At 42.4% G+C, this 6,116-nt stretch carries 6 protein-coding genes and 2 pseudogenes; all 8 read right to left on the minus strand.

Features of this window, described 5'->3' with window-relative positions:
- Positions 1 to 41 precede the first annotated feature (41 nt).
- The gene (gene sufU, locus BFI01S_RS14515; RefSeq protein WP_061793256.1) at positions 42 to 491 is read right to left on the minus strand and encodes a Fe-S cluster assembly sulfur transfer protein SufU; all 450 of its coding nucleotides are present in this window, start codon (positions 489 to 491) and stop codon (positions 42 to 44) included.
- Positions 481 to 1,710, minus strand: coding sequence for a cysteine desulfurase (locus tag BFI01S_RS14520; protein WP_061793257.1), 1,230 nt, complete (start codon positions 1,708 to 1,710; stop codon positions 481 to 483). The genes sufU and BFI01S_RS14520 overlap by 11 nt, the downstream gene beginning before the upstream one ends.
- Complete coding sequence (gene sufD, locus BFI01S_RS14525) at positions 1,710 to 3,020, minus strand: Fe-S cluster assembly protein SufD (RefSeq protein WP_061793258.1); 1,311 nt, start codon at positions 3,018 to 3,020, stop codon at positions 1,710 to 1,712. Before sufD ends, BFI01S_RS14520 begins: the two co-directional genes overlap by 1 nt.
- 17 nt (positions 3,021 to 3,037) lie before the next feature.
- Positions 3,038 to 3,823, minus strand: coding sequence for a Fe-S cluster assembly ATPase SufC (gene sufC / locus BFI01S_RS14530; protein WP_061793259.1), 786 nt, complete (start codon positions 3,821 to 3,823; stop codon positions 3,038 to 3,040).
- A 335-nt stretch (positions 3,824 to 4,158) separates the two neighbouring features.
- Complete coding sequence (locus tag BFI01S_RS23470) at positions 4,159 to 4,311, minus strand: YuzK family famiily protein (protein WP_169799774.1); 153 nt, start codon at positions 4,309 to 4,311, stop codon at positions 4,159 to 4,161.
- A gap of 293 nt (positions 4,312 to 4,604) precedes the next feature.
- Positions 4,605 to 4,980: pseudogene (locus tag BFI01S_RS14535) on the minus strand (carboxymuconolactone decarboxylase family protein).
- 123 nt (positions 4,981 to 5,103) lie between these two features.
- On the minus strand, positions 5,104 to 5,949 hold the full coding sequence (locus BFI01S_RS14540) for a MetQ/NlpA family ABC transporter substrate-binding protein (protein WP_048008466.1): 846 nt from the start codon (positions 5,947 to 5,949) through the stop codon (positions 5,104 to 5,106).
- Between the two features lie 12 nt (positions 5,950 to 5,961).
- Positions 5,962 to 6,116, minus strand: a pseudogene (locus tag BFI01S_RS14545) (ABC transporter permease); the annotation flags it as partial.

Consider the following 6,116-nt stretch of genomic DNA (forward strand, 5'->3'; position numbering starts at 1 on the left):
CAAGGCAGACGAAAAAGTTTTTAATCAAACGGTTAATTGATTTATTCCTGTTCTTCTTTCTCCGTGCCAACGCCTTTTTCCATTGCTTTCCATGCCAAAGTGGCGCATTTGATTCTGGCAGGGAATTGGGAAACTCCCTGAAGAGCTTCGATATCGCCAAGATCCAGATCATCTTCATCATATTCTTTTCCCAGCATCATGTCAGAGAAAACTTTGGAAAGCTTTAAGGTTTCTTCAATATTTTTACCCTTGATGGCTTGAGTCATCATGGAAGCTGAAGACATGGAGATGGAACATCCTTCGCCTTCAAATTTCGCATCAGCCACTTTGCCGTCTTCAAGCTTCAGCGTCAATTGAATCCGGTCCCCGCAAGTAGGGTTATTCATATTGATCGTCAGGCTGTCATCTTCAAGTACCCCTTTGTTACGAGGGTTTTTATAATGATCCATTATAACCTGGCGGTAAAGGGTATCTAAATTTTTAGAAGACATCGCTGAAATACTCCTTTGTTTTGACAAGCCCTGAAACAAGCTTATCAATATCTTCTTCCGTATTGTACAGATAGAAGCTTGCACGTGCAGTTGCCGACACCTTGAGCCACTTCATCAGCGGCTGTGCACAATGGTGGCCGGCGCGGACTGCAATTCCTTCTGCATCCAATACAGTTGCCACATCATGTGGATGAACATCGTCTATATTAAACGTAACCAGGCCGGCCCTTTTTGAGGCTTCTTTTGGCCCATATATGGTCATTCCGTCTATAGCAGACATTTTTTCCATGGCATAAGCGGCCAGCTTGTGCTCGTACGCCTCGATTTCTTCCAGACCAATCTGCTCAAGGAAATCAATTGCAGCACCCAATCCAATGGCACCTGCAATAATTGGCGTGCCTCCTTCGAATTTCCACGGAAGCTCCTTCCATGTCGATTCATAGAGGCCGACAAAGTCGATCATTTCACCGCCAAATTCAACCGGCTCCATTTTTTCCAGGAGATTTTTCTTTCCGTACAGAACACCAATGCCGGTAGGGCCGCACATCTTATGTCCGGAAAAAGCAAGAAAATCACAATTCAGGTCCTGAACATCAATTTTCATATGCGGAGCACTTTGTGCACCATCCACAACCATAATTGCGCCATTCTCATGGGCGATTTTTGCAATTTCCTTAATCGGGTTCATAACACCCAGTACATTCGATACCTGCATGATGGATACGATTTTCGTATCTGCTGTTACGGTTGTCCTGACATCCTCTAGGGAGATGGTACCATCTTCCTGCAAGGGAAGGTACTTTAATGTGGCACCCGTCTGCTTAGCTACCTGCTGCCACGGAATGATATTGCTGTGGTGCTCCATATAGGAGATCACAATTTCATCGCCTTCAGACAGGTTAGCACGTCCGTAGCTTGCTGCAACTGTATTGATGGAAGTTGTTGTTCCTCTTGTAAAAATAACTTCCTCAGTCGATTTGGCATTAATGAATTTACGCACCTTTTCCCTGGCACCTTCATAGCCATCCGTTGCTCTCGTGCCTAGCGTATGGACGCCTCTATGAACATTCGAATTATATTCCCGGTAGTATTTATCAATCGCCTCAATTACCGGAACAGGCTTTTGGGAAGTAGCGGCACTGTCCAGATAAACAAGAGGCTTTCCATTGACTTCCTGATCCAGGATGGGAAACATTTGCCGAATCTCACGGGCATTCATTATTTTACTTTCCTTTCAATGACGGCAGTCAGCTGCTTCTTAACGCCTTCGATCGGAAGAGCATTAACAACAGGCGCCAAGAAGCCGTGAATAACAAGACGTTCAGCCTCTTTTTGGGAGATACCGCGGCTCATTAGATAATAAAGTTGCAATGGATCCACACGGCCAACTGAAGCTGCGTGTCCTGCTGTTACATCATCTTCATCGATTAATAAAATCGGGTTGGCATCCCCACGCGCTTTTTCGCTTAGCATCAATACGCGTGACTCCTGCTCGGCATTTGACTTGGAAGCCCCATGCTCGATTTTACCGATTCCATTAAAGATGGATGAAGCAGAGTCTTTCATAACCCCATGCTTTAAAATGTAGCCTTCGGAATTCTTTCCGAAATGAACTACTTTTGTTGTAAAGTTTTGAGTCTGTTCTCCGCGTCCTACAACAACTGTTTTAGTATCCCCGAAAGAACCGTCTCCAACAAGGTTAGTTGTATTCTCTGAAACTGTATTGCCATCGTTCATAAGTCCAAGAGCCCATTCAATGCGGGCATCACGGCCTGCAACCCCGCGGCGGTTCACATAAGCTGTTGTTCCCTTAGCAAGTGTGTCAACTGCACCATACTGTACTCGTGCATTTGCACCTGCAATGACCTCTGTAACAATATTGAAGATGCCGTTCGCTTCCTCAACTACAGAAACATAGTTTTCCACGTAAGTAACTGAGCTGTTATCATCAGCTACAACCAATACATGGTTGAATAGGTTTGCCTCTTTATCATCATGGATATATACAGCCTGAATTGGCGCTGAAATTTCCACATTTTTCGGAACGTACAAGAACGCTCCGCCGTTTAAAAGAGCCGCGTGCAGAGAAGTTAAACGGTGTTCGTCCGTTTTAACGCCATCCTTCATGAAATACTTTTGAAGAAGCTCGCTATGTTCTCTTGCCGCTGTAAAGATGTCAGTGAAAATAACACCTTTTTCCTGAAGCTCTTTGGATACAGCCAAATGAGTCGGTCTATTATTTCGCTGAATATATAGGTTCTGATCGCCGGCTTCTGTATCAATCAGGTTTCTTACATCCTCTGGAAGATCATTTAAAGACGTAAAATCTTCGCTTCCGACAATGTGCTTTTCGAACTGTGTAAAGTTCCATTTATCTATTTTCGTTTTATCAGGCCTTGGCATTGGCAGGCTTTCCGCGTTTGCAAGCGCATTTAGACGGAGTTCTGTCAGCCATGCCGGCTCGCCCATATCTTTTGAAAAGGAACTAACATATTCCTTGTCAAATGGTAGTTTTATTTCCGTTGTCATAGTGATCCCCCTAACGCTTACGCTTCTTGCCCAACTGTTTCGTCTTCAATGCCCAATTCTTTCTTAATCCAATCATATCCTTCTGCTTCTAAACGCTGTGCAAGTTCAGGTCCGCCTGATTTTACAACGCGGCCCTGCATCATCACGTGAACATGGTCAGGAGTGATGTAGTTAAGCAGGCGCTGGTAGTGTGTGATAATTAAGCAGCCAAACTCTTCTCCGCGCATTTCATTGATTCCTTTAGATACCACTTTCAATGCATCGATATCCAAACCGGAGTCGATTTCATCCAGGATAGCGATTTTAGGTTCAATCATCATTAATTGCAGGATTTCATTACGTTTCTTTTCCCCGCCTGAGAAACCTTCATTTAAATAACGCTGAGCCATGTCAAGGTCCATTTCAAGGAACTCCATCTTGCTGTCCATTTTGCGGATGAATTTCATAAGAGAAATTTCGTTGCCTTCATCTAGGCGGCTGTTAATTGCCGAACGTAAAAAATCGGCATTTGTTACGCCGCTGATTTCACTTGGATATTGCATTGCAAGAAAAAGTCCGGCACGTGCGCGCTCGTCAACCTCCATTTCAAGAACATCTTTACCATCCAATGTGATGCTTCCCTGTGTTACTTCGTATTTCGGATGCCCCATGATAGCAGAAGATAAAGTAGATTTACCTGTACCATTCGGCCCCATAATTGCGTGAATTTCTCCGCCTTTGATCTCAAGGTTTACACCTTTTAATATTTCTTTTCCCTCAATAGCAACATGAAGGTCTTTAATTGTAAGTACTGATCCTGCCATAATATATACCTCCGTCAATAAAAGAAGATTTGTAAATCGGTTTCATCCGCAAATCTCTATTCTCATTTTATTCTCATTACAATCTTATAACAAATCAAATATCATAGCAACTCTTTGAGACCATTGACAAACTTTTCAAACGAAAAAGTTTAGAAAGCCTGTAAATATAAATTTTATCATATAAAATCTTTGTCATCAAAGAGTGAAATTACCGGAAACCAGCATGTCCTGTCTATTTTTTCCCGGTACTGTAATTTCATGTATTGCAAAAAGAAAACCAGTGCATCATCGGCACTGGTTACTATTTACTTCATTATTATATATATACCTTTAACTTAGGAATGAATTTTTCTTTCAAGATCTGCAACTAAGCGCTGGCTTTGAAGATAATCTTCTTCACGTCTTTTTTCAACTTCCATTCGAATATCATGTTTCCGGCTGTACACTTCATATCCAACTCCATGGGCAGCTTGCATAGCTTTTTCCATTTCACTCGTGTAGTTCAGCTGTAACTGACTGATAATGAATCAATCCTTTCGGTTTTTATGCTTTTCAGCATTTGGTTTTACATTTAAAATCTTAACACTCACACTATACCCCGCACAAAGCGGAAAAAACCTGATTTTTTTAGCAAAATAAGGAATGAGAACTGGTGAAACGCTTTCATACTTCCTATCCTTAGAATACTGGCCGAATGCTCTGGATTAAGGGCTGTTTTATAAATTTTCTGAAAAATCACCATTGCAAAAGAAAACTCCTGCTGCCAAGCAGGAGAAGATTTTCAGGGATTTTGCTGATTCAATTGGGTCATGGCCTCCTGGACGAGCGTAACCGCCTGGCTCATGGCCGCTCCGCCGCCAAAAGCTGCTGTTACCCCTACTGCCTCAAGAATTTCTGCTTCAGACGCCCCTTGATCAATGCATCCTTTCGTGTGGTAAATAATGCAGTATTCATCCTGAGAATATAAACTGATGCCAAGCGGGATCAGCTGCTTATCTTTTTGGGATAAAACTCCTTCTTTAAAGCAGGCTTCTGTAAAAGCATTATAATGCTGTGCCAAATCCGGCATTTTTTCAGTAAAAACACACACCTAATCCGATTTTATAGTCATGAAGGGCTGCTTCTATTGAGTTTGAAGGTTCATGATAATGTTCCATCGATCTACACTCCATTTCAAATAGTATCAAGGTTTGTATGTTTGATTGCTTTTCAATCTATACGGGAAGCGGGGCTGCTGATCCACAAAAAAACAGGCGCTGTGAACGCCTGCATTTCTGCCTTTACTCAGATACCGGCACAACGGCACCTTCATATTTTTCAAGAATGAAATCCTGGATTTCCTTTGAACGAAGCACTTCTACAAGAGCTTTAATTCCTTCTTTTTCTTCATCACCTGTGCGGACTGCTATCACATTTACATATGGTGATTCTTTGTCCTCGATGGCAATTGAATCTTTAAGAGGATTTAACCCTGCATCGATTGCATAGTTGGAGTTAATCAGGACTGCGTCTCCTTCTCCATTATTGTAGATCTGAGGAAGAAGTGATGCTTCATATTCAGTATCAAACTTTAATTTTTTCGGATTTTCTTTTATATCTTCCAGTGTTGCTTCCGTTTTTTCCACATCTGCATTTAAAGTGATAAGTCCCTCAGCTTCAAGCATGGAAAGGATGCGGCCATGGTCAGCGACAGAGTTGCTCATGATGATTGTTGCACCCTCAGGAAGCTCCTCAAGGTTCTTATACTTTTGGGAATACACGCCGATTGGTTCAATATGAATTCCGCCTGCATTCGTAAAATCATATCCATGCTCAGCCTTTTGTGACTCAAGATAAGGAATGTGCTGGAAGTAGTTTGCATCAAGCTCTTTAGATTCAAGAGCCTGATTTGGCAATACATAATCCTGGAATGTCACAACATCAAGTTCAAAGCCTTTTTCTTCAAGTAATGGCTTTGCTTCGTCAAGAATTTCAGCATGAGGGACATTGGAAGCCCCCACTGTAATCTTTTTGCTTTCTTTACTATCTCCGCCTTCACCGGCATTGCCGCCCTCTTCTGAAGTGCCGCAAGCTGCAAGTACAAGTGCAACTGCCAGTGCAAGAACAAGTGATAACCATTTTTTCATGTCAATCTCTCCTTATCGTTTGTCTAATTTTGTTGTAATGATATCTCCAATAAACTGGATGATAAATACGATGATTAGAATTATGACTGTTGCCATAAGCGTTACATCACTTCGGCTCCGCTGGAATCCTTCCAGATAAGCCAGATTTCCAAGACCCCCGGCGCCGT

The organism is Cytobacillus firmus NBRC 15306 (genome assembly GCF_001591465.1).
In the GTDB taxonomy this organism is placed as follows: Bacteria; Bacillota; Bacilli; order Bacillales; family Cytobacillaceae; genus Cytobacillus; species Cytobacillus firmus.

What these genes read in the sequence shown, in the direction of transcription:
- sufU (WP_061793256.1), bottom strand. Translation starts at nt 491, where the DNA reads ATGTCTTCTAAAAATTTAGATACCCTTTACCGCCAGGTTATAATGGAT.
- BFI01S_RS14520 (WP_061793257.1), bottom strand. Translation starts at nt 1,710, where the DNA reads ATGAATGCCCGTGAGATTCGGCAAATGTTTCCCATCCTGGATCAGGAA.
- sufD (WP_061793258.1), bottom strand. Translation starts at nt 3,020, where the DNA reads ATGACAACGGAAATAAAACTACCATTTGACAAGGAATATGTTAGTTCC.
- sufC (WP_061793259.1), bottom strand. Translation starts at nt 3,823, where the DNA reads ATGGCAGGATCAGTACTTACAATTAAAGACCTTCATGTTGCTATTGAG.
- BFI01S_RS23470 (WP_169799774.1), bottom strand. Translation starts at nt 4,311, where the DNA reads ATGGAAAAAGCTATGCAAGCTGCCCATGGAGTTGGATATGAAGTGTAC.
- BFI01S_RS14540 (WP_048008466.1), bottom strand. Translation starts at nt 5,949, where the DNA reads ATGAAAAAATGGTTATCACTTGTTCTTGCACTGGCAGTTGCACTTGTA.